Here is a 21,396-nt window from a genome sequence, read left to right on the forward strand (position 1 = left end):
TAAGTAGGCTCGACTGATAACAATAATTAAAGGGATAAAAAATGAAACCGAATGAGAAAGGGCCGTTAGCCGGCATCCGTGTAATTGACATCGGCACGATGGTTGCGGGTCCGGTTGCCGCGACGCTGCTTGCAGACTTAGGCGCTGACGTGATCAAAATCGAGCAGCCTCGGGGTGGCGACGCACTGCGCCATATCGGGCCCATGGTGGAAGGCGAAAGCCTTTGGTGGAATGTCGAAGGGCGCAACAAGAAGTCCGTGACGCTTGATCTACGCCAGCCTGAGGGTCAGCGCATTTTGAAGGAGATGCTGCAGCAAGCCGATGTGCTTGTGGAAAATTTCCGCCCCGGCATCTTGGCCAAATGGAACCTGTCGTGGGAGCACCTACAGCCAGTGAACCCAAGACTGGTGATGCTCAGTGTTTCCGGCTATGGCCAGACCGGTCCCTACGCAAATCGTGCAGGATACGACCGCATTGCCCTTGCTATGGGCGGAACGCTTAACGCAACGGGTTATCCTGATCGCGCCCCCGTAAAACTGGGCACGGCGATGGCCGACTACTCGACAGCGGTGCTCGGTGCTTTTGGAATCATGGTGGCGCTCTACAACCGTGATGCGCGCGACGGTACAGGTCAGCAAATCGATCTCTCGTTGTACGAAACAGTGTTTCGCTTCACCGACGTGATGGTCACGGCATACGAGAAGACGGGACTGCTACGCGAGCGGACCGGCAACCTTCACTTTGCAGCCGCCCCAGGGGACCATTTCGAAACGTGCGACGGTCGCTACATTGTCCTGACCGTGTCCAACGACCGCATGTATGGCCGACTGTGCGAAGCCATTCCGGCCCTTGTCGGTAACGAGCGCTTTTCCAGCCACGCGAAACGCACCGCGTGCGTCGAGGAGGTCAACCAGGTTGTGGCTGATTGGATAAAGTCGCTGCCGGTTCTGGATGTGTGCGGGATTCTCGAGGAGCAGGGCCTCGCTTATTCCTTGATCTACTCGATCCAGGACATTGTTGCAGACCCGCACTACCAGGCCCGGGGCACCATCGCCACCGTAGAGCACCCGCGGATCGGCGAACTGAAGATGCCAGCTGTGCAGCCCCGCTTCAGCGGGACACCGTCGCCGCAGATCAAGCCAGCACCCGCTCTGGGCGCTCATACCGACGAGATCCTGCGCGAACTTCTTGGGCTTTCAGCTGGGCAGATCGCTGAACTGCGCCAAGCGGGCACGGTGTAATGTGCTGAACTCAATGGCGGTACTTCAATGACCATGTCCAAAGTCAAAACCGTCGTCCGGGATTCGGCGAGCGTGGTCTCGGCCATTGAGAGCCGATTTTCGTGCCGTGCGTTCCTGGCCGGCAAAACGGTCGCGCGCCAGCAAGTCGATGAGATTCTGCGAATTGCGAGTTGCGCGGCCTCCAGCACCAATACGCAACCTTGGAAGGTGTATGTGCTGCAGGGAGATCGACGTGATGTACTTGTCGCGAAAGTGTGTGCTGCGCACGACGCGACACAGGCCGATCCCTCGCGGGCCCGCGAATATGGAGAGGTGGACGGCTACTATCCTGCTGAGTGGGTCCCGCCTTACATCGATCGACGACGCCAGAATGGCTGGGGCCTGTACCGTGCTCTCGGAATCGGCAAAGGCGAGAAGGACAAAATGCACGCGCAAACACACAGGAATTACCATTTTTTTGACGCACCGATGGGGCTTATGTTCACCATCGACCGCGTAATGGGCCGTGGTTCCCTGATCGACTATGGCATGTTCCTGCAAACCCTGATGCTTGCGGCGCGCTCACTCGGTTTGCACACCTGTCCCCAAGCGGCGTGGAACAATTACGCGAAGATCGTCATGCCGTTCATTGGTGCAGGTTCCAACGAAATGTTGGTGTGCGGCATGGCGTTGGGCTATGCAGACGAGTCCGCGCCGGTGAATACCTATCAGCCGCCACGGGAACCTGTCGAGAGTTTCGCACGCTGGGTATGACAGGTTCTTTTAGTTCACATAGTGGACGCCTGGATAGCGCAGTTCTGTTCGGGTCAGTGAAACTCTACAGATGAATCGAATGTGTCATCGTCACTAAAAGGGCTAAGACTTTCATGAGTGAAAATCCAGTGAGCCGTGAAGAGTTGCACCATCGCAACATAGACATGCGCTTCTTCCGTCGTAGCGATGGACTATTCGAAGTTGAAGGCTGCGTGATCGACACTAAAACCCACGCCTTTCGTCGTCTGCTCGCCCACCAAGATGCGCCGCCGGGGCAACGTCTTCACGACATCACAGTTCGTCTCGTACTTGACTCGGAACTCAAAATTCACGCAGCGAATGCCGAGATGCGCGCGACGCCTTTCAAGATTTGCCCGGGCGCGGCAGGTGCTTTGCATTCCCTTGTTGGTCTGCGCATCGGGCCGGGTTGGAACAAACGCGTTCGCGAACTGCTCGGGGGGGTAGCGTCCTGCACGCACATCGTGGAGCTTTTGGGGCCCATGGCCACAACTGTATTGCAAGGTTTCCGCCCCTTCCTAATCGTTTCTAACGACGAACCGGGAAACGACGTGCAACGCCGGTTTCGGGTAGATAGCTGCTACGCGTTCGCAGCCGAACGGGAGGTCGTGACTCGCCTGTTGCTGCTGCCCCAAAACACCAAACCGGAGCCGCCTTGACTGGACTCGTTGCATTAAGTCGCAGCGGCCACATGGACATTCGGAGCTTGGTCGAGCCACGCGGGTGAGGATGATGGGTTACGTCAGTATTTTGGAGGTAGGTGCATGACCTATGAAACGATCGATTTCAACATTGAAGACGGTATTGCGTTTCTTTATTTGAATCGGCCAGATGTTAAGAACGCGCTTGATGATGTCATGCGCGGGGAAATTGCTGATGTTATCAGACGTTTGACAAAGGGAATCGACCACAAAGAGCTTGATGTCAGGGCTCTGGTGATTGGCGGTCGCGGCGGCGCATTCTGCGGCGGCGGCGACGTGAAGGGCATGGCCAGAAAAAAGACCGGCTTGATGATGCACACCCGCATGACTGACATCCAGGACTGGTTTCGCGACCTCATCAAGCTTGCGATGCCCGTCATCGCGGTTGTCGACGGGCCCGCATTCGGGGCTGGATTCAGTATCGCGCTTGCGGCCGACTTCATAATCGCGACACCCAAGTCGAGCTTTTGTGCAGCGTTCGGCCGCATGGGACTGGTGCCGGACACGTCCATCCTCTTCATGCTTCCTCGCATCGTGGGGTTGCAGCGCACCAAGGAATTAATCTTCTCGACACGTGTGCTGGGTGCCGAGGAAGCCAAGACGATGGGTATCGTGTATGACCTGGTGCCCGAAGGCGAAGCCATCGAAGCGGCCACTGAGCTCGCACGCAAGATGAAGCTGGCGTCCGTTGCCGCTGTGGGACTCGCCAAGCAGCTGCTCAATCAGACATTCGAGTCCAGCCAGACGGCGATGGCGCAGGCCGAAGCGCTTGCTCAGTCCATCGCCATTGGCACCGACTACCACGCTGATGCCGTTGAGCGTTTTGTCGGAAAGTCGCCATTGTTGTTCACAGGCTTCAGCGAGCGAAACTGGCGTAAGCCGACTCAGCCGATCTAGCCGCTGCCATTTCTTTTTTCCTACAAGAGCCCCTTAGCTATGTTCAACCGCTCGAGCCTTTCACTTCCCGTTATCTGTGCCCCCATGTTTCTTGTCACCGGACCCAAGCTGGTGCGGGAGGCTTGCCTTGCAGGCTTAGTCGGCGTTTTGCCGCGCCACAACGCCAGAACCCTCGGGCAGTTCGAGGAATGGCTGGATACGATTCAGGCCGCGCGCAAAGTAGCACACTCATCAACGATTGGCCCGCTCGTGGTCAACGTTTCTGCAAAGCTGCCTACCGCTGAGATAGAAGAGACTTTGGCACTTGCAGCCCGCTACGGTGTGGAGACTGTCATCAGTGTGGGCGGCGGCCCGCGCGAGGTCGTGCGCGTTGCGCATGGGAAGGGCATGGGCGTGCTTCACGATGTTATCAGTCTAGAGTTCGCGGAAAAGGCGATCGGCCAAGGAGTCGACGGCCTCATCGCTATTGGTCTGGGAGGTGGCGGCCATTCTGGGCGTCTGTCCCATCTGACATTGATTGAAAAAATCCGCACGAGATTCAAGGGGCCCTTGGTCATGGCGGGCGGAATTTCGACGGGGGCCGGCGTGCGGGCCGCAGAGGTTTTGGGCGCCGACTATGCGTACATGGGGACGCGCTTTATCGCCACCAAAGAAGCGGATGCGCCTGCCGATTACAAGCAGATGCTCGTCGACTCGACGTCGGAAGACCTGGTCTATACGCCCAACATTACTGGCGTGTCGGCGAATTGGTTGAAGCCGTCGCTGCGGCGGTGCGGGATTGAGATCGAGACGCTCGCCGTGCCCAGAGCCGGGCGCTTCGATCATCTACCGGCCGACATCCGGCCGTGGCGGGACATCTGGAGCGGCGGGCAAGGCATCGATCTTATCGACGACATCCCTGACGTCGCCACACTGGTCGCGCGCCTAGTCGGCGAATACCAAACTGCATGCAAGGACTAAGTGGGCATCACGCAGTTAAACGAGGTCACCCTCTGCCGCCGCAGCATCCGGGGGCGCTTAAGTGGTGAGCAAGGATTTGGATAAATTTACCATTACAGTCCTGGAGGTCAACTCCACTAAGTTACGTGACTCCACCGATTCTGAAAAGTTGACGGCTACGGCACAGCAGGGCGCTTACTCCACAACGGTCAACAGCGATCAGTTGTACTACGTGGGTGTTGACTATCAGCCGCTGAAAGATCTGACGCTGAGCTTGCACACTAGTCAGCTTGAGAAGCTGTTTCAACGGGATTTTGCCGGGTTCAAATATAAAATCGGAGTGGGACCGGGTGAGGCGTTCACTGAGTGGCGTTACTTTTCCGCCAAGGAGCAAGGCCGAAATTTGCTTGGCAAGGTCGACAACCGGACTCTGAGCACAAACTTTGGTTACTCGATCAAGGGTCACATCTTGAGTGGTGGCTACCAGAAAGTAAGCGGAGATACGGCTTATACCTACGTTGGCGACACTGATACCTATTTGTTCAGCGAGCAACAACAAAGTTCGTCCGCATTGGCACATGAACGGGTGTGGATGATGCGTTATGACTATAATTTCGCCGCTCTTGGCGTTCCTGGGCTTACCTTGAATGTGCGTTATGGGAAGGGTGATGAGGTAGATCCTGCACATATCAGCGGCGCCAAGGCTGGAGCCTTATGTGCTGAAGGCGGGGAGGGTGACTAATGGGAGCGGTCAACTGACATCAGCTATGTCATCCAGTCGGGGACTTTCAAGAACGTGTCGCTGCGCTGGCGTAACTCAACCATGCACTAGAACTTCATTGCTCCGGCGGGCCAAAACCGAGTAATCGTGGGCTACACCTTCGCGTTTTAGCGAATATAGAAACCGATGCGTATGGCCCTGGTGAAGTTTTCGGTTAGCACCTTGCGGAGCCGCTGCATTACTAACCGTCCCCGTATTCGATCCTTTCTCGAATCGCGGGGGGTGGGTGGGGGCTGCGAACTCCCCGCAGCAATGGCTCAGATACGAACACTGTCGTGCAAATCACAAGCAAGGTGCGAGATGACAAGCTTAAACGTCAACAAGTTAAAGGCTAAATCACCTGCACCATTACCGCCCATCAACCAGGCGCCGTTGTGGCTTCTGGCGCTCATTACCTTTAGCGGCACGGTGGCCATGCACATGTTTGTGCTCGCGTTGCCTGATGCTGTGCCTGATTTTCAAGTGAGTTCAAGTCATGTGGAACTAACCCTAAGCGCCTACATCATTGGTTTGGCCATAGGCCAGTAGTTCTATGGCCCGATATCTGACCGCTATGGGCGCAAAAAAGTGCTGCTGTGTGGCGTTGTACTGTTTAGCCTTGGTAGTGTCGGCACATGGGCAGCGAGTTCAGTTCAGATGCTTATCGCGGCTCGGTTAGCACAAGCGTTAGGAGTTTGCTCGGGATTAATACTGGGGAAAGTGATCATCCTTGATACCTTCAAAGCGGCGAAAGCCACTCAACGTTTGGCTCTGCTGAGCCTTATTGTAATGATAGGTCCCGGCCTCGCACCGTTGATTGGTATGGCACTGGTGAAACTAGCCGGATGGCGCTCAATCATCGCATTCCTTTCATTATTTGGCGTCTCCAGCTTCATCTTGATATGGCGTATGCTACCCGAGAGCAGTCCCAGTTAGGGTAGTGATGGTCTTTACGCTTGGCGCAGGAATAGTATCGCCAGTGGCAATGACCGAGGCTCTGAGCGTCAACTCGAAGATCGCTGAGTCAGCATCGGGGATATATGGTTTTTTCAGATGAGTGTGGGCGCTCTTGCTACAGGGCGTTCTCAATCAGGCCAGCCAAATTACGACTGACACGAGACTCAACATCGCCTGATAGTTCCTGGCCAGTCGCTCATAGCGGGTCGCTATCCGGCGGAACTGCTTCAACTTCAGGAAAAAACGCTCCACCAGGTTGCGGGTCTTGTAGAGATGCCGATCCAGTGTGCGAGGGTGTAGACGATTCCTTTTGGAGGGGATCACGGCCTCAGCACCCACACATTGGATCGCATCGACGAAGGCGGTGCAGTCATAGCCCTTGTTTGCCAATACGGCTTCGCACGCAAAACCGTCAATCAGGGCTGCAGCTTGCTCATATTCCGACGCTTGCCCATGCGCTAACAGCAGGCGCAGCGGGTTACCGAGGGCATCAACGGTTGCGTGAATCTTGGTGCTCAAACCGCCTCGGGACTTACCCATGGCCTCGGCAGCCTGTGCTGTTTTTTTGCGGCACCATGCTGATGAACGCGAACAATGCTGCCATCCACCATCAGGTGTTCCAGATCTGCCTCCCCGGCGAGCGAGGCCATCAGTTTCAGCCAAACGCCTTTACGTGACCATCGGTCATAGCGGACATAGACACGGTGCCAGTGATCATAGCTATCTGGAAGATCACGCCAAGGGGATCCGGTTCGGGCTACCCACAATACGGCTTCAACAAATAGGCGGTTATCGCGGGCAGTGACACCTCGGTCGCTGGATTTTCCCGGCAGTAGAACCTTGATCCGCTCCCATTGATCATCACGCAGCCAGTAGAGCCTCATGCCGTCCCAAAATGGCTTAAGGATATCGAACGACTCAAATCACCTCAAATGAGAACGCCCTGTAGCTATTCAGCCACATTGAGCGAAAAACCTCTCGCGATGGTGGTGTTCGTCCTACTGACCTGTTTGCTGCTGGCGCCACTGTGTCTGCGCGTGGCGTACCGCGCAGAGCCAAGTAAATAGGAGATCGTCTTGTTTTCATTCCTCACGATAAACTGATTCTTCGTATCAGGTGGGAATGATCTCGTCGATTTCTGAAGGATTGGTGTCATTGGCTGTAGCTGCTAAATAGCGCAGTACGCTTGATCTAATCCCTTCTGCCATGAAATTTTTAGCTGCCTGTAAATGGCCCCTTTTAGCATGCAGCTTAAAAGCTCGTGACGGGTCTGCACAGCTATAAGTTCGGGGTTGATCCACTCGGGTGCGCTGAGCAGCATCTGGATAACGGCAGAGGCGATGACATTTGACTCGGCCTGTAGCGCAGCATTCGTCAAATCAAGTATTCCATAAACACTGCCGTGGTACTGAGCGCTCCAGCGCTGTACATCATCGCGATGCTTTGGTTTGAGCAGTTGTGCGTCTCTTAATGCGATTTTGAAGTGGTAGGGTTGCATAATCTACAGGTCCAGATGGGCGCTGACTATAAAATCAATGGGATCTGCAGAAAGGCTCTGGCTGGGAAAGTCTAGTGGTCAGGTCCTCATAAAGTTCTTCAATGTAATCGAACAGTAAATGCTGCTTGCTGGGGTAGTGTTGATAAATTGCGCCTGAAGTTACACGTAGATGAGAGGCAAGCTCGCGTATGCTGACCTGAGCAAAACCTCTGGTGGCGTATAACTCCAAGAAACGTTTGCGTTGTACTTCGCGCCTAACGAACTGATTGGCGTGGGGTAGATAAGTGGTTAGGTATTTTCATCGCGGTCGAGCAAGAACGTTCCCAAGATAACGTCACCGCGTCGTGCAGCTTTAACCATGAATTAAGTTGACGAAATTTGAGAAAAATGACCTGCAGCATATTCCGATTAATTTTATGTCTCGTTATCTATTGTGCTCATATGGTGTGGCGATTTCGGCATCACTCCATAATGAAAAAAAACCGCTTTAGCCTTAGCCGCAGCGGGTTTATTCCTGGTGCCCACTGTCACAGGGGCCTTCGTCGCCAACTTCGGCCGCGCGCGAATGAACGCGAAATTAAATTTTCAATAATTGCTTAGCGATCATGTTGCGCTGTATCTCATTCGCGCCCTCGAAAATCCGAGTGACCCTCGACTCGCGGTATACGCGTTCAACCACCATGCCCTTGATATAACCGGCGCCTCCGAAAATTTGCAATGCCTTGTCCGCGATGCGATTGGCAACTTCAGAGCAGAACACCTTGGCGTACGAGCACTTTAAGCGCACATCAATGCCGTTCTGCAAGCTCCATGCCGCGTCCAGCAGCAGCGTTCGAGCCGCATGCTGCTCCATCGCCATATCGGCCAGCATGTGCTGTAACACTTGATGGCTTGCCAGCGGCTGGCCGAAGGTCACACGGTCTTTGGAGTACTGAAGCGCATGTTCGAGGGCAATCTGACTGCCTCCCAGGGCAACACAGCCGACATTGATGCGGGCTTCATTCAACCCGGCGACGGCGTAATAAAAGCCCTTGTTCTCCTCGCCAAGCATGTTCTCCAACGGGATCTCGCAGTTGTCGAAGCTCAGCCCGTAAACACCGTTAGTCATGAAGCCCATTGTGCGAATGGGCTTGCTAATGCTGAATCCGGAGGTTTTTGGATCTACGAAAAAAGCCGACACACCATCGCGCCCTTTGCTCGTGTCCGTTTTGGCAAACACCAGAAACGCGTCGCCACGTTCGGCGTTTGAAATATATGTTTTGGCGCCATTGAGCACCCATCGATCACCTTTTTTTACAGCGGTTGCCCGCATTGCTCCTAGGTCCGATCCTGCGTCCGGCTCGGTCAGCGCCAAGCAGACCGCAGCGCCTGCCGCGATTCGCGGCAGCCATTTGTCCTGTTGCTCCGGTGTGCCGTACAGACGCAGCAGGTCCGGAACCGGGCCCACGGCCTGACGGACTGAAGGCCAGAACTGGGGCGGTAGGCGCGCAAGCTCGAGCTGGACCAGTGCCAACGTTATTTTGTCGACAGGAGTTCCACCGAATTCCTCTGGGATAGACAGCCCGTAATAGCCCATCTCGCGCAAGGTCTTGTGCACATCTTCGTGCACTTCGTTAGTCTCGTGGAAGTGCGGCTCATACTTGAGCAAGTCGTTAACCACTTTATGCGTCAACGCCTGCATGACCTGCGCGTCGTCAGAAAGTCTAAAGTCCATGGTTCTACCTCGTGCTTACTTGATGAATGGGTTGATCGTAAAAAATCGATGAAAGCTCACCGATCAGATATTGCGAAAAAGCCTCTCCGCCGACTTTTGCGGCGGTCGATAGATATTCGTAGGCGCGCGCGAGTCTGAGGTGGAGGTGCGCTGATATTGCTAGCTAGCCATTGTGGTCATTCATTGCTCTATAGAGACCGGATAAAAGTGATTGAGACTTCAAACTTATGGATGCCTAATAACAAACGCCTGTCACTAAGTTACTTACTTAGACTTTGCTCGGCCGCAGGTTCACCACATGGCGCGTCGTTCTGGCATACAATAGGCCGCCTAAGGCGAACATTACGCCTAATATATACATCCCGATGCTCAAGCTGCCCGTATGAGTTTTCAACCATCCGATTGAGGTTGAGCTGATAAGCCCACCGAGAATGCCGATAGTTGCAATTGCAGCTGTCACCTTCGCCACGCCCGCTTCGCGCAAGCGCACTGCTTCTTCAACCGCGATTTAGTCGAACTGATTCATCGACATTTTCACATTCGCAATGCCGATGCCCGAGCCGTCTGCCTTGACTCGGACCTTCACGTTGTAATCTATCACTCGCTTGACTGCCACAATGATTCGCATATTTAAGCTGTCCGTAACATTACTCCACGGCTCTTCAATGTACGCCCCAATATAAATAGAAATGCGCACTTCAACCGCGCGATCCTGGGGGAGTCGTCATGAGCCAGCCCATTCGAATGGCGACGCTCACCACTCTACGCTGGGGTATTAAGGCTGAGTAGACCTACGTCCACAGTGTGGTCATTCCGCATGCGCTGTATCCAACCTGACCGAGTCTCATGAAGAACTGTTGCGCGGCAATAGCGTGTCGTTCCAGCGCCGCATGCGCCCTCAGCAAAGCGTTACCGCCGAGGAATTCGCCTTGGCAGTTGATGAGTACGTCAATAACCGACTTGCCACTAGCGAGGTGCATACCTCAGCGCTGGGTTGGCTGATCATTACCGCCGAGCGTGGGCAGGCCGACAAGACCGCTACAGCCGAACTGCTGGGAAATAGCGACCATCCGCTGGGCAAGCTTGGCGAGATCGCCGAGGCCTTGCTTGAGCCTCTCGCCGATGACGCTTTGATAGCCAAGGCTGAAGATGAGCTATGAGCACGCAGCGTCTTTGGCAATGAACGTGGAGAAAGGTCTCAACCAGTGCGACATTCCATTTTTTGAAAAGAAAATTCAAGAAGCAAAGGATGCCGGCGAGTTACGTTATCTAACCCCTGAAGACGTACCCGCGCTTGTTGACTATGTCATCAGTGGTAATCGACGACGGCTAGCCAAAAGGCAGGCCTTAAGCGGTTAATGGATCGTTTTTGTCAAGCAAGAAGGTCAGAATTACTACCTGACAGTCGCAACCCATGACCCCGCACTACTCATGATCGGGTTCGCAAGCAAATTGACGAGGTCTGCTGTAAAGAATTCCCGTTCTTAGTCCAGCTGCTCAATAAAGCGTGAATACATCCAGTCCGAAAAGACTTTTGTCTTGCACACTGTATAAAGGAACAGCACTTGATGACGATCATCCTGGGCGACACCGCGAGCGAGCGTGACAGTAACGACTTGAACTATCGCGTCGCCTCTCGCCTGAAAGCCTGGTCGCGCTACTGGGAGTTAAACCGGATTGGCTGACCTGTCGTGAATGCGGACAGGTTCAAACCTTTCAGGGTGCGGCGAGAGGTTTTTCCGGGCATAAGTCGGGCTGCCGGACACCGGCCGCCTCAATCCAGTACCCGTTGCTTGAGCTGGCCGATCTGCTGCGCGAGCTGCCGCCGGACCCAGCCGCCCTGAAGGTGTCGCGATGAGCGCGGCCGACCCTTTGGCCCGCTGTCCGGGATACACGTCTAGGCCAGCAAGTTGCTGCGCGCGATCAACAGCGCGCCCACCCTGGATGACACGCGGCGCGCGGCGGACCGCGCCGAGGGCTTTGCCTTGGGCGTTGAAACTGTGCGCGCGCCGAATCAGGGTGATATTGAAGGGTTGTATCTGGTGTTTGATCGAGCATACCAAGCCGCCAGGCTGAGCTGGACGCATAAGCGGGATAGACGCTTTCTGCCTCATTCGTTTACATAAGACAACCCTTGCAACGCGCGCGGGGACCAGTCAGCGCAAATTCCAGGCAAAAAAACCGACTTAGTAGAGCGGTTTTTGTTGCAAGCCTGATTAATGGCCGGTTTTGCAATCCCACAGAGAACGCTTAGTGTGAGTGAAACGTTCACTATTGCGCAACACAAAATGTAGTGGCAGGAAAACGTAGCGCACCCAGTATTTAGGCGGTTGGCACAATCTATTCACAATAAACAGCAAGTCGAATGCTAAGAGAGCTCCTTAGCTAAATCCTCTGTTCTGGGATGGTAATAACGCATGAGCATGCGCGTATCACTGATGGCCAGTGATCTTGGTCAGTTCGTGCAGCGGGAATATTTCCGCTAGATGCGAGGTTGCCTCATGGCGTAGATCGTGGAAGCGCAAATCTATTAAGAACGGATCAGCCTTAATGCGCTTGTCTATCTTGTCCTGTGAGAGTTTCTTGTGTTTGAAGTGAAGGGACAGACCTTCCGTGTAGGAGCTGCGTGCATCGGCGACAGCATTCGCAAATGCTTTGGTGATTGAGTCGGGTCTGCTCCGAAAACAGCGACCATCCTCTCGCTCAGCAAGGTTACTCAATATGTCCACTGCCTTGCTGGAGAGAGGGACGCCCCGGGAGAGCCGTTCTTAGTAATCGGCAGCAGAGCAACTCGCTTTTCTATATTGACGTTAGCGCTTTGCAAACCAGTTATTTCACTGCGGAACATCGCTGTTTCTACTGAGAAAGTCATGATCTTGGGTAGCTGGGTCGAGCGAGAGCACCGGCAAATCATTTCGAGCTCGTCTATGTACTCGTACAGCAGCTTCCCGCTTTTTTGCGTCCATAAATCGGCGCTGAGAATCCGTCGCTCGCGTGAGTCGTCAACGCTTGGTTGGCGGATGAGTTCGACCGGATTGGTCAGCTACTCCATACGCCACTCTTTTCGGGCGATGGTGAATTCATGAGAGATCAATGCGAGTTCTCGGCGAACCGTGGCGGGGGCCAGCCCCGCTTCGAGGCGACTATCACGGTAACTCGCCATATCAGAGCCGCGCATGCTGGCAAGCGAGCGAAGGGCCACTGGATGACGTTGCCTAGCCTAGATACGGGACAGCTCGGATGCACTGCTGCGTTTTTGCATGTTATCTTTTTGGCGTAAAGCACTAGGAGGGTGTAGAAAAAATCAAGTCGTGAGCCGGCGTGCGAGTATCCGTGCCTCGGCCAGCCACACCCAGGCTTCGCTCACAGCAAACAGACGATCATGGTGCATGATCAGTCGTCGAGCCCTCTCGTTCCAAGCATGAGTCCGCTCCACCACCCAGCGCCTGGGCATCACTACAAAACCGGTCGGAGCAGGCGCTACCGCAAACATATCGCCTTGCTCTGAATGCCATTTACCTGTTCGTCGGTTGTTTGGCCCCCGAATCACTTGAACCTCGACCGCGTGCGTCTGATGCATGCGTTGAGCCCATTTTCCAGCGTATGCACTGTCAACGAACAGCGTATTCAATGACGGGTATTTTTCCTTCGAGTACGCCACGGCGGCGTCCGCTGCGTCCCGATCCTGCACACTTGCTGCACTGATACTAACCGCCAACAGCAGCCCCAACGTATCCACTATCAGACTTCGTTTGCGCCCCTTCACCTTCTTGCCAGCGTCGTAGCCACTGTCCCCTCCCTGTGGAGAGCTGCGGGTTGATTGCGAATCCAAGATAGCCGCTGACGGAGCGTCATCGCGATCTACTCTACCTCTCCATTGCGCGCGTAAGCGATCATGCATTTGCTCGAATTTGCCCTGGAGACTCCACCGGCGGAAGGTCTTGTAGACATTATCCCAGTGAGGAAACTCGTGCGGCAGCATGCGCCAGGAGCATCCTGTACGCACAACATAGCAGCAGGCTTCGAGCAGCGTCCGTCGAGAGTGACGGGGTGGTACACCCCGGCCGCCCTGGGCTTCAAACAGATCGGCGACTAACGCCCATTCAGCATCAGTCAGGCAGCTGGGATATCGCTGCTCCGGCAACTGGCGTCGGTGTGCTTCATTGTAGCCATAGGACTTGCGAGGTTCGGCTGAAACAAAGCTGCCTTTTGCACGCTGCTTCACGCGTGTAATTCCAGCGAGTTTCAAAGCCTTTGCAAATGTGTCGGGATGAGCGGTGATGCCCGTTGCCGCGCGGAATGCATCGGCTAATTCAGCTTGGCTGGAGAAGGGGTGAGCGTGTGCAAGCTTGACCAGCAGTGGGTACTGCTCAGCGGCAATCGCGAGAGGGCGTCCGGTTCGAGACATGACTTCATGGCCATCCAGGCAGAAGGAGCACTGAGTTTAGTTTATTTTGTCTACACCCTCTAGGGAGCTGGAGAAGGATGTTACTTCAGCTTCGTCGCGGGTGACGAAGACGCCGGCATCCATTTCCCGTTCTATCATGGTCGCCCAGGTTTTTGCTTCTAGCTGGGTATTGAATGCGCGTGTCTGTTGGGGCCTTTCTTTCTAAAAGTCACCATCGCTTTTCGTACTGTGCCAAAAATGTGCCATTAACTTTACAGGAACATCCATGGAAGCCGCAAAGCCCGCGCTAATACGAGAAACTTTCCCCGTCGGCCCGTTGCAGTGTAACGACCTCATCCCCGGTCGCTACAGCATCCGGGACTATAGGCTTTACCCTATAGCCGGTAACTAGAGGTTGGTGGCCGGTGTGCCGTATTCAGGCTGGTTAGGCCTTCGCCGCGAGCGGAAAGGAAAGATCGCCACACGGCTAGGGCGCGTCGCGTGCGAGGGCAATGAGAGAAGTCACGTAAGGGGCTACGCGGCTAACCTTAGGCTCTTCCACCCGGAATGAGAGGCCTTGGCTACTTGGTCTGCAAGCGCGCTCCGAATGATGCAGATCAGTACGAACAATTCGTAGCGTAGCTAAGCAAGCAAAATTCTATGCACCAGCAGCTTTCGTAAGGCTTGCCGGTGTCCGCATAGTGGACGCCCATCTTTCATCTTATTTCTTTGGATCTATGATCAATTTGCGACTGTCAGAGCTAGCAGCATCCCTAGGTTAGCTCACCGCACCGCACGGTTCATCTAGTCCCGGAATTCTCGCTTTTGCCGTTGGTCAACATGCAAAGGCGAAAGTAAAAAAGGAGAACAAGGTAAATTTTCTCATGCGCTAGATGCACCCGCTCCACGATTCACTGCAAGTACATTCGCCGGCTAATTTTCAGAAATTATTTGTTTCTGGGTCGGAAAAAATCAAAGAGCCAAGAGCGTCCTACCGGACTTACCTCGACTTGTAGTCACGAAATGCGTGCCCCTTTTAGATAGGCGACTTATACAAACCATCGAAAACAATTACAAGGATACAACTATGGTTTCAATAGAAAAATATACCGAAGAAAGTGCTACGAGCGCTGCTCAGCATCTCGATGCAGACAAAGCACATGGGCAGCATGAGCATCGGCATATATATTCGGCGGACTGTTTGCCTTAGGCGGCCTGCTGTATGCCAAGGCAACACGCAATGTGGCGAACCTCCGCCGGCGAGAAGTCTAAGAAAATAAAAATCTGGGCGAGACTAAGTTGGTCTCTATCTATTTTTCGGGACGATGATGAAACGTAAGTCCGGTTGACGTAGTCCAATGATAATCACTTCTGCAGGGCTTTTTATCCATTGCACCGCTGATTTTTATCGCTTGTTTCTTGTTCGCGCGCTACGTCATAGATCCAAAATTCTAACGAAAATTGAATCGAACTTCATACCTGATAACGAGAATAATAAAGGCTGAAACATGACAACAATTAATACTCTGCGAGCATCGCTGATGCTCGCTGTGCTCTGCTGTGTATTTCAATCGGCGGCTCAAGCCAGTTTTTTGGCCGACGGGAAGGGAGGTCTAGAGTTACGTAACTTTTATTTTGATCACGATTTTCACGGTGATACTGCAACTCAGTCCCGGCGTGAAGAGTGGGCCCAAGGTTTAATGTTAAAGTTACAGTCCGGTTTTACACCAGGCCCTATAGGTTTTGGTCTGGATGCGGTGGGTATGTTCGGCATCAAACTGGACTCTACTCCGGACCATTCCGGAACCGGACTGTTGCCACGCGGAGCGGACAAGCGCGCTGTTGATGAGTATTCAAAAGCCGTTGTCACATTGAAGGCCAAACTATCGGAAACGGAGGCTCGAGTAGGTGGTCTTAGCCCTGTGCTGCCGTTGCTGGCGTCCAACTACAGTCGGTTATTCCCGCAGTGGTTCAACGGCGCTCAAGTGGTGAGCAAGGATTTGGATAAATTTACCATTACAGTCCTGGAGGTCAACTCCACTAAGTTACGTGACTCCACCAATTCTGAAAAGTTGACGGCTACGGCACAGCAGGGCGCTTACTCCACAACGGTCAACAGCGATCAGTTGTACTACGTGGGTGTTGACTATCAGCCGCTGAAAGATCTGACGCTGAGCTTGCACACTAGTCAGCTTGAGAATCTATTTCAACGGGATTTTGCCGGGTTCAAATATAAAATCGGAGTGGGACCGGGTGAGGCGTTCACTGAGTGGCGTTACTTTTCCGCCAAGGAGCAAGGCCGAAATTTGCTTGGCAAGGTCGACAACCGGACTCTGAGCACAAACTTTGGTTACTCGATCAAGGGTCACATCTTGAGTGGTGGCTACCAGAAAGTAAGCGGGGATACGGCTTATACCTACGTTGGCGGCACTGATACCTATTTGTTCAGCGAGCAACAACAAAGTTCGTTCGCATTGGCACATGAACGAGTGTGGATGATGCGTTATGACTATAATTTCGCCGCTCTTGGCGTTCCTGGACTGACCTTCAATGCGCGTTATGTGACGGGTGACCAGATAGATCCCACGAATATCAGCGGTGCCAAGGCTGGAGCCTTGCGGGCTTCAGGCGGGAAGGGTGAAGAATGGGAGCGGACAACGGACCTCAGCTACGTTATCCAGGCAGGCACTTTTAAGAATGTATCACTGCGTTGGCGTAACTCAACCATGCACTCGAACTTCACTGCTCCGTCGGACCAAAACCGAGTTATCGTGGGCTACACCTTCGAGTTCTAGCTAATATGAGAATCGATGCGGACGGCCCTGGTTAAGTTTACGGCTGGCGGCTTAAGGAGCCTATGCATATATAGCCAACCGCCCCAGCATTCGATCCACCCTGGAATCGCGGCGTTGATCCTGCGGACTTCCCGCGAACCACTGAGCCAGATTGCGATCACTATTGTACATATCACAAGTAAGGTGTGAGATGACAAGCTAAAGCGCCAGTGATGTTACTGGCGCCGCTATCGCTGACTCTTGCGCGCCTGTGAATACCTATAGATCGACGCGAGAGACAGCGGAGAGCTTTCGCGTTGGATCTGATCGGCATGCTTTCATCGGCTTTCGTAGGACCTACCCATTCACCAAGTATTCAAAAAGTAGATCCATGAACTTTAAATTTTCTAATGACTAGCTGGCTATGCCGGCGTCGACACATAAAGTTGTTATCGACTTGCACAAGTATGGCCCACACTATAACGAAACGAACGAAGTAGATGAAAGTATGCACAAGGCTTTGAGGGAGATGGGCGACCTCTGTGTTCACCGAGGAAATGCTCGTAGCGTATCGTCGCAATCGTGTGTTAGCGGTGACAGTAATGATAATTGTAGGTGGCCGGGCCATAGTCCTTTGTACTGGTCTGGATCCAGCTACTTGAACCTGACCGCATGCATAGTTTGGATCGCGACTTCGTTGCTTAACCAATTGATAGGGTCAAAATCGGAAATGGCCAATTCAGGGCATTTAACTGCGAGTGGCAGGAATCACCAGACCCGTTGAGCACAATGGATAGCGATACATGAAATTAATCATAATGTGCTGCAGGTCAATTTCTAAAATTTCGTCGAATTAATTCATCGTGAACGCTTAACTACGCGGTGACGTCATTCTAGGATCGCTCTTATGAAGTGCACGAGTACAATGAGAATACCTTCCAATTCATGTGCCCCTGACGCCGATCAGTATATTAAGCGTGAAGTACAACGTCAAAGCATCTTGGAATTATACGCCACCAGGGGCTTTGGGCAGGTTAGCATGCGAGAGCTTGCCTCACATCTACGCGTAACTCCAGGCGCGATTTATCACCATTACCCCAGTAAGCAGCATTTACTGTTTGATTTTATTGAAGAGCTTTACGAGGACCTGACTAGTAGACTTTCCCAACCAGAGCCAATCCCTGCAGACCCCATTGATTTTATTGTGAGCGCTCATCTGGACCTATATGTCATGCGACCTTTCCATTTCAAGATTGCATTAAGAGACGCCCAGTTGCTTGAACAAGAGCATCGCGATGACCTACAGCGCTTGAGCGCTCAGTACTACGACAGTGTTTGTGGAATTCTTGGCTTGAAAAATGCTGAGCAGCAGGCTGGGTCAAATATCATCGCTTCTGCCATTATCCAAGTGCTTATTAGCGCACCTGAGTGGATCAACCACGAACTCACAGCTGTAAAGACACGTCGCGAACTCTTGAGTTGCATGCTGAACGGGGCCATTGGCAGGCTGCTAAAATTTCACAATAGGAGGCATTAGAATCCAAGCGGATTGCGCTCTTTAACAGCTACAGTCAACTACACCGATCCTGCAGCAATCGGCGACATCCATCCACTGCGATCGTGCCCGAATGGGTCAATCATCCAAATTGCGAACGACATGTAGCTTGAATCTTGGAAATAATGCTGAGATGGCGAAAACTTTCGTAAGCGCTCCACAAACCCCACATTTAAAATCGTGAACTGATGTCCGGTACTGTGCTCCCGATCTCTTTCTGGAGCCAGCACCTCATGATGAATCGCGCCTAGTTTCGTAGACACCGCCGTTCCAGCGGTTGAAAGCCTCGCACCCTCACGGCTAGTCGGTATAAGCTCCCCCTTTGCTAGCACATGTATTTTGGCAGCCGCAATTTTATCTTTATAATTGCTAAATCCGCTAAAATATTGGCTTTCCAGTTCCATATTTGTTCAACCGTTGGCACCGGATAGTAGGCGCTGCCAATCCTTTGGCCATGCTCCGGGAAACTTTGCAGGCTGAATTCGACAGGACCTAGGGCCAAACAATAGAAAGAACATGTTCGGCCGCTGATGCTTGAGCGCGTTGATCAGTCAGCTGATTTAGCCCATTACCTCTGGAACCGCGACCGATACTTCCCCGGGCTCTCCCCCGTCCACTTCTTAAAGGCCCGATGAAAGGCACTCGGCTCCATAAAACCCAGTTGCTCGGCAATCTCGCCGATGCTGGCATTGCTCATGCGTAGCTGCTCAAACGCAACCCCGCGCCGCACTTCATCCTTGATTTCCTGATACGAACAGCCTTCGCGCTCCAGTTTTCGGCGAAAAGTACTGGGGCTCAGATGTTGCTCCAGAGCGAAAGCCTGCAAGGTGGGCCATTGGCTATAGTGGCTTTTGCGCAGGCGCTGATGAACGTGCGACGCTAAGCCATACTGGTTGCGAAAGCGGATCACCAGCCATTGCGGCGCGGTACGCAGAAACACTTTCAACGAGGCCAGGTCCTGGACGACCGGCAGGCGCAAATAGTGGCTAGCAAATTCAATTTCGGTACGTTCGGCACCCAAGGTCAGGTTCGCCCCCCACAGCAGCCGGTCATCACTGAGAGAGAGACGCTCATGGCTAAAGTCCGCACGGTCGATGACGATACGTCGACCGCCCAGCCAGCACAGCAGACTGATCATCAATATCAGAAATGTTTCTTCGCCGAATCGGGCGCATACATCGTTTTGCGCGCTGGTCTTCAGTGAGATGACGGCTCGTTTGCCACGCAGGGTCAACGTACCCTGAAAGTCGCGCAGGAATAGCCCGAAGTTAACCAGGCACTGGCGCATCGCTCTGTGCAGGTCCGGCTCCTGAATCAAGGCCCGGCAGATCAGGGCAAAACTGCCGGGCGGCATACCATGGGAATCCAGCCTGAAAAACTCATCGTTGAGTTCGCGGATCTGGATCAGCCAGAGTGCGGCAAAAGCACTCGCCGGAACCCGCACCGTGGGTTGGTCGAGCACGTCCGCATTGATTCCTGCCCGCTCCAGAATCGCGCGCTGGCGCGACGGATCGTTGTCCATCTTGTAAACCATTGCCTGGACGAAGTAGGCGGCCACTGAGTCCTTTTCTCGCATGTGAATGCGCCGCTCCTGTCACCCGAATGGCAAAAAATACCAGCACCTTTGAACAGTTCCGGCATAGGGCAACCGTTCTGCCGGTTCTAGACTCGCGGCAGTGATAGGTGCTCGGCTGTTACGGCAGCCAAGGTACCACAACCAATGGAAAGGACGAGGACGAGAACATGAACCTGCATTCCATCGGCGTGATCGGCGCGGGCACCATGGGCAACGGCATTGCGCAAGTCTGCGCACTGGCCGGTTTCAACGTGACGCTGCTCGACATCACCGAAACCGCCTTGAACAAAGCCATCGGCACGATCAGCAAACATCTCGATAGACAGATTGCCAAGCAGGCCCTGACCGAGCAGAACAAGCTGGCCGCCCTCGGCAGAATTCACACCAGCACCGACTACAGCAGCCTGCAAAAAATGCAACTGGTGATCGAGGCTGCGACTGAAAACCTTGACCTGAAAGTGCGCCTGCTGCAACAGATCGACAAGCAGGTCAATGTCGACTGCGTCATCGCCTCCAACACATCGTCGCTGTCCATCACCCAGCTCGCCGCCAGCGTTAGTCATCCCGAACGTTTCATTGGCCTGCACTTTTTCAATCCGGTGCCGGTGATGGGCCTGATCGAAGTAATACGTGGGCTGCAAACTAGTGACGCGACCCACGCACAGGCGCTGGAAATGGCGACCGTCCTTGGCAAGACCGCAATCACCGCTGGCAACCGTCCAGGCTTTGTGGTCAACCGAATTCTGGTGCCGATGATCAATGAGGCCATTCTGGTCTTGCAGGAAGGGCTCGCCAGTACCGAAGATATTGATGCGGGCATGCAGTTGGGTTGCAACCAGCCGATCGGCCCACTGGCGCTGGCGGATCTGATCGGGCTAGACACCGTGCTGGCGATCCTTGAAGCGTTCTACGAGGGCTTTAACGACAGCAAGTACCGTCCTGCACCGCTACTCAAGGAAATGGTCGCTGCCGGGTACCTTGGACGTAAAACAGGAAGGGGTTTCCATGCCTATGCGTGAGCGGTGTGCCCGTTTTGTCGGGTACCGGAACACGGTGCTGGAACTTTTTGCCAGCAAAGGTTTTGGTCAGGTCGGCATGCGCGAACTGGCGACGTGCCTGGGGCTTTCGCCGGGCTCGCTGTATCACCACTACCCAAGCAAACAGCATTTGCTGCTCGACCTGATTGAAGAGTTCTACGAGGAATTGCTGTGCGCATTGGATCGGGTGGAGCGCAAGGCTTCGGTGAAGCGCAACAGGCTCGACACCCTGATTCACGCGCACCTACAATTGCACCAGGAAATGCCCTGGCATTTTCGCCTGGTGGAGCGTGACAGCGGTTGCCTGGATACACAGCAACAGGAGCGCGTACGGCAGCTCCGTGAACAGTATGAAAATCGATTGCTGCTGATACTGGCCGTGCAAGCGGGTGTCGGCGACCCGACGCGACGTGCCGTCGGACACGCCATCGCCCACTTGCTGAACTGTGCGCCCGGATGGTTGGCGCAACATTCGCTTGATGACCGTATGCGTGAAGAGTTGCTGAGCAACCTGGTGGGCGGCGCAATCGAACGTTTACTTCGGTCACCTGTGCCTAAAGCAGCGGCTTGAAGCCGGGTGCAACTCAAG

General features: G+C 53.9%; 20 protein-coding genes and 3 pseudogenes. 15 read left to right on the forward strand and 8 right to left on the reverse strand.

What is annotated here, in order from left to right; translation table 11 throughout:
• Positions 1 to 41: 41 nt before the first annotated feature.
• From ACIQYF_RS13135 to ACIQYF_RS13170, 8 genes and pseudogenes are all read left to right on the forward strand, one after another.
• Entirely contained in the window at positions 42 to 1,241 is a 1,200-nt protein-coding gene (locus ACIQYF_RS13135) for a CaiB/BaiF CoA transferase family protein (RefSeq protein WP_402862019.1), read from the forward strand.
• Positions 1,242 to 1,268: 27 nt separating this feature from the next.
• Positions 1,269 to 1,994 (forward strand): nitroreductase, encoded by a 726-nt coding sequence (locus ACIQYF_RS13140; RefSeq protein ID WP_402862023.1) that lies wholly within the window; start codon positions 1,269 to 1,271, stop codon positions 1,992 to 1,994.
• 113 nt (positions 1,995 to 2,107) lie between these two features.
• Complete coding sequence (locus ACIQYF_RS13145; protein ID WP_402862026.1) at positions 2,108 to 2,671, forward strand: DUF2889 domain-containing protein; 564 nt, start codon at positions 2,108 to 2,110, stop codon at positions 2,669 to 2,671.
• Between the two features lie 105 nt (positions 2,672 to 2,776).
• Positions 2,777 to 3,610: an enoyl-CoA hydratase/isomerase family protein gene (locus ACIQYF_RS13150; RefSeq protein WP_402862029.1), complete on the forward strand. Its 834-nt coding sequence runs from the start codon at positions 2,777 to 2,779 to the stop codon at positions 3,608 to 3,610.
• Positions 3,611 to 3,649: 39 nt separating this feature from the next.
• Positions 3,650 to 4,570 (forward strand): NAD(P)H-dependent flavin oxidoreductase, encoded by a 921-nt coding sequence (locus tag ACIQYF_RS13155; protein ID WP_402862032.1) that lies wholly within the window; start codon positions 3,650 to 3,652, stop codon positions 4,568 to 4,570.
• A 64-nt stretch (positions 4,571 to 4,634) separates the two neighbouring features.
• Positions 4,635 to 5,381: pseudogene (locus tag ACIQYF_RS13160) on the forward strand (OprD family outer membrane porin).
• 249 nt (positions 5,382 to 5,630) lie between these two features.
• Entirely contained in the window at positions 5,631 to 5,858 is a 228-nt protein-coding gene (locus ACIQYF_RS13165) for a hypothetical protein (RefSeq protein WP_402862035.1), read from the forward strand.
• A gap of 12 nt (positions 5,859 to 5,870) precedes the next feature.
• Entirely contained in the window at positions 5,871 to 6,245 is a 375-nt protein-coding gene (locus ACIQYF_RS13170; RefSeq protein ID WP_402862578.1) for an MFS transporter, read from the forward strand.
• Between the two features lie 153 nt (positions 6,246 to 6,398).
• Here the strand turns inward: ACIQYF_RS13170 and ACIQYF_RS13175 are convergent.
• From ACIQYF_RS13175 to ACIQYF_RS13195, 5 genes and pseudogenes are all read right to left on the reverse strand, one after another.
• Positions 6,399 to 7,150 (reverse strand): IS5 family transposase gene (locus ACIQYF_RS13175; protein ID WP_402862038.1). Its coding sequence is split into 2 segments (ribosomal slippage): positions 6,399 to 6,824 and positions 6,827 to 7,150, totalling 750 coding nucleotides; the frame shifts between segments, so codons are not numbered across the junction.
• Positions 7,151 to 7,434: 284 nt separating this feature from the next.
• A complete protein-coding gene (locus tag ACIQYF_RS13180) occupies positions 7,435 to 7,764 on the reverse strand; it encodes a hypothetical protein (RefSeq protein WP_402862041.1) in 330 nt (109 codons plus the stop codon).
• 34 nt (positions 7,765 to 7,798) lie between these two features.
• Positions 7,799 to 7,993 carry a TetR/AcrR family transcriptional regulator gene (locus ACIQYF_RS13185; RefSeq protein WP_402862044.1) on the reverse strand — a complete coding sequence of 65 codons (195 nt, stop codon included), beginning with the start codon at positions 7,991 to 7,993 and terminating at the stop codon, positions 7,799 to 7,801.
• A 348-nt stretch (positions 7,994 to 8,341) separates the two neighbouring features.
• A complete protein-coding gene (locus ACIQYF_RS13190) occupies positions 8,342 to 9,445 on the reverse strand; it encodes an acyl-CoA dehydrogenase family protein (protein WP_402862047.1) in 1,104 nt (367 codons plus the stop codon).
• Between the two features lie 475 nt (positions 9,446 to 9,920).
• Positions 9,921 to 10,106 (reverse strand): annotated as a pseudogene (locus ACIQYF_RS13195) (electron transfer flavoprotein subunit beta/FixA family protein); the annotation flags it as partial.
• Between the two features lie 229 nt (positions 10,107 to 10,335).
• Here ACIQYF_RS13195 and ACIQYF_RS13200 point away from each other — a divergent pair.
• Both ACIQYF_RS13200 and ACIQYF_RS13205 read left to right on the forward strand, forming a co-directional pair.
• Complete coding sequence (locus ACIQYF_RS13200; RefSeq protein ID WP_402862050.1) at positions 10,336 to 10,638, forward strand: hypothetical protein; 303 nt, start codon at positions 10,336 to 10,338, stop codon at positions 10,636 to 10,638.
• Complete coding sequence (locus ACIQYF_RS13205) at positions 10,628 to 10,837, forward strand: hypothetical protein (RefSeq protein WP_402862053.1); 210 nt, start codon at positions 10,628 to 10,630, stop codon at positions 10,835 to 10,837. The genes ACIQYF_RS13200 and ACIQYF_RS13205 overlap by 11 nt, the downstream gene beginning before the upstream one ends.
• Positions 10,838 to 12,782: 1,945 nt before the next feature.
• Here ACIQYF_RS13205 and ACIQYF_RS13210 read toward each other — a convergent pair.
• Positions 12,783 to 13,886 (reverse strand): IS5 family transposase, encoded by a 1,104-nt coding sequence (locus ACIQYF_RS13210; protein ID WP_402862056.1) that lies wholly within the window; start codon positions 13,884 to 13,886, stop codon positions 12,783 to 12,785.
• 265 nt (positions 13,887 to 14,151) lie between these two features.
• On the opposite strand from ACIQYF_RS13210, the pseudogene ACIQYF_RS13215 reads away from it, so the two are divergent.
• The 3 genes and pseudogenes from ACIQYF_RS13215 to ACIQYF_RS13225 all read left to right on the forward strand — a co-directional run.
• Positions 14,152 to 14,229 (forward strand): annotated as a pseudogene (locus tag ACIQYF_RS13215) (MBL fold metallo-hydrolase); the annotation flags it as partial.
• Positions 14,230 to 15,373: 1,144 nt separating this feature from the next.
• Positions 15,374 to 16,660: an OprD family porin gene (locus ACIQYF_RS13220; protein ID WP_402862059.1), complete on the forward strand. Its 1,287-nt coding sequence runs from the start codon at positions 15,374 to 15,376 to the stop codon at positions 16,658 to 16,660.
• 904 nt (positions 16,661 to 17,564) lie between these two features.
• Complete coding sequence (locus ACIQYF_RS13225; protein WP_402862062.1) at positions 17,565 to 18,176, forward strand: TetR/AcrR family transcriptional regulator; 612 nt, start codon at positions 17,565 to 17,567, stop codon at positions 18,174 to 18,176.
• Between the two features lie 38 nt (positions 18,177 to 18,214).
• Here the strand turns inward: ACIQYF_RS13225 and ACIQYF_RS13230 are convergent, their stop codons facing one another.
• Both ACIQYF_RS13230 and ACIQYF_RS13235 read right to left on the reverse strand, forming a co-directional pair.
• On the reverse strand, positions 18,215 to 18,598 hold the full coding sequence (locus ACIQYF_RS13230; protein ID WP_402862065.1) for a hypothetical protein: 384 nt from the start codon (positions 18,596 to 18,598) through the stop codon (positions 18,215 to 18,217).
• A 164-nt stretch (positions 18,599 to 18,762) separates the two neighbouring features.
• Positions 18,763 to 19,770: an AraC family transcriptional regulator ligand-binding domain-containing protein gene (locus ACIQYF_RS13235; RefSeq protein WP_402862068.1), complete on the reverse strand. Its 1,008-nt coding sequence runs from the start codon at positions 19,768 to 19,770 to the stop codon at positions 18,763 to 18,765.
• Between the two features lie 167 nt (positions 19,771 to 19,937).
• Here ACIQYF_RS13235 and ACIQYF_RS13240 point away from each other — a divergent pair, with 167 nt between their 5' ends.
• Both ACIQYF_RS13240 and ACIQYF_RS13245 read left to right on the forward strand, forming a co-directional pair.
• Complete coding sequence (locus ACIQYF_RS13240; protein WP_402862071.1) at positions 19,938 to 20,789, forward strand: 3-hydroxybutyryl-CoA dehydrogenase; 852 nt, start codon at positions 19,938 to 19,940, stop codon at positions 20,787 to 20,789.
• Positions 20,776 to 21,378: a TetR/AcrR family transcriptional regulator gene (locus tag ACIQYF_RS13245; RefSeq protein WP_402862074.1), complete on the forward strand. Its 603-nt coding sequence runs from the start codon at positions 20,776 to 20,778 to the stop codon at positions 21,376 to 21,378. Before ACIQYF_RS13240 ends, ACIQYF_RS13245 begins: the two co-directional genes overlap by 14 nt.
• Positions 21,379 to 21,396: the final 18 nt, after the last annotated feature.

Source organism: Pseudomonas sp. NPDC096917, assembly GCF_044762555.1.
Classification (GTDB): domain Bacteria; phylum Pseudomonadota; class Gammaproteobacteria; order Pseudomonadales; family Pseudomonadaceae; genus Aquipseudomonas.

What these genes read in the sequence shown, in the direction of transcription:
- ACIQYF_RS13235 (WP_402862068.1), bottom strand. Translation starts at nt 19,770, where the DNA reads ATGCGAGAAAAGGACTCAGTGGCCGCCTACTTCGTCCAGGCAATGGTT.
- ACIQYF_RS13145 (WP_402862026.1), top strand. Translation starts at nt 2,108, where the DNA reads ATGAGTGAAAATCCAGTGAGCCGTGAAGAGTTGCACCATCGCAACATA.
- ACIQYF_RS13205 (WP_402862053.1), top strand. Translation starts at nt 10,628, where the DNA reads ATGAGCTATGAGCACGCAGCGTCTTTGGCAATGAACGTGGAGAAAGGT.
- ACIQYF_RS13135 (WP_402862019.1), top strand. Translation starts at nt 42, where the DNA reads ATGAAACCGAATGAGAAAGGGCCGTTAGCCGGCATCCGTGTAATTGAC.
- ACIQYF_RS13245 (WP_402862074.1), top strand. Translation starts at nt 20,776, where the DNA reads ATGCCTATGCGTGAGCGGTGTGCCCGTTTTGTCGGGTACCGGAACACG.
- ACIQYF_RS13220 (WP_402862059.1), top strand. Translation starts at nt 15,374, where the DNA reads ATGACAACAATTAATACTCTGCGAGCATCGCTGATGCTCGCTGTGCTC.
- ACIQYF_RS13210 (WP_402862056.1), bottom strand. Translation starts at nt 13,886, where the DNA reads ATGTCTCGAACCGGACGCCCTCTCGCGATTGCCGCTGAGCAGTACCCA.
- ACIQYF_RS13180 (WP_402862041.1), bottom strand. Translation starts at nt 7,764, where the DNA reads ATGCAACCCTACCACTTCAAAATCGCATTAAGAGACGCACAACTGCTC.
- ACIQYF_RS13240 (WP_402862071.1), top strand. Translation starts at nt 19,938, where the DNA reads ATGAACCTGCATTCCATCGGCGTGATCGGCGCGGGCACCATGGGCAAC.
- ACIQYF_RS13140 (WP_402862023.1), top strand. Translation starts at nt 1,269, where the DNA reads ATGACCATGTCCAAAGTCAAAACCGTCGTCCGGGATTCGGCGAGCGTG.
- ACIQYF_RS13155 (WP_402862032.1), top strand. Translation starts at nt 3,650, where the DNA reads ATGTTCAACCGCTCGAGCCTTTCACTTCCCGTTATCTGTGCCCCCATG.
- ACIQYF_RS13225 (WP_402862062.1), top strand. Translation starts at nt 17,565, where the DNA reads ATGAGAATACCTTCCAATTCATGTGCCCCTGACGCCGATCAGTATATT.
- ACIQYF_RS13165 (WP_402862035.1), top strand. Translation starts at nt 5,631, where the DNA reads ATGACAAGCTTAAACGTCAACAAGTTAAAGGCTAAATCACCTGCACCA.
- ACIQYF_RS13150 (WP_402862029.1), top strand. Translation starts at nt 2,777, where the DNA reads ATGACCTATGAAACGATCGATTTCAACATTGAAGACGGTATTGCGTTT.
- ACIQYF_RS13230 (WP_402862065.1), bottom strand. Translation starts at nt 18,598, where the DNA reads ATGGAACTGGAAAGCCAATATTTTAGCGGATTTAGCAATTATAAAGAT.
- ACIQYF_RS13190 (WP_402862047.1), bottom strand. Translation starts at nt 9,445, where the DNA reads ATGCAGGCGTTGACGCATAAAGTGGTTAACGACTTGCTCAAGTATGAG.